This window comes from Vibrio sp. Y176 (assembly GCF_033438945.1).
Genome location: NZ_JAWOQS010001041.1, coordinates 1 through 544, shown reverse-complemented (window position 1 = coordinate 544; position 544 = coordinate 1). Strand labels below are relative to the sequence as shown.

Sequence of the window (544 nt, the reverse complement as noted above, 5' to 3'; positions counted from 1 at the left end):
TCTGGTGGTATGCAGCAGCGTGTAGGCTTGGCTCGTGCGTTTGCGATGGATACAGATATTCTCCTCATGGATGAACCGTTTTCAGCACTTGACCCACTGATCCGAGCGCAGCTGCAAGATGAACTGATTCTGCTGCAAGAAAAGCTCAATAAAACCATTTTGTTCGTGAGTCATGATTTAGATGAAGCGCTTAAAATTGGTAACAACATTGCCATTATGGAATCGGGTAAACTCATTCAGCATGGTAAGCCAGAGCAGATCATTCTGGCACCAGAAACCGATTATGTGGCGGACTTCGTTGCACACACGAATCCTCTGAATGTGCTTAAAGGACGTTCTCTAATGAAGTCGAGTGATGCTCTGGTACGTGAAGAAGAGCGTGTACTTATTTGCCCTGATAAAGAAATTTGGGTGACGCAAGAGTCGAAAGGGCTGAGTTTGTCGGACTCTGAACAGTCGCTGATGAAGTGGGTGAGCGAATCATCGAACCTCGATGATGTCGAATCTAACTCTGTGGTTCAGGTTAGCCCGAACATCAGCATGC

1 protein-coding gene is annotated in these 544 nt (G+C 46.5%); it reads left to right on the top strand.

Features of this window, described 5'->3' with window-relative positions:
* A partial coding sequence (locus tag R7O13_RS30095; protein ID WP_318305620.1) for an ATP-binding cassette domain-containing protein occupies nucleotides 1-544 on the top strand: 544 nt, incomplete at both ends.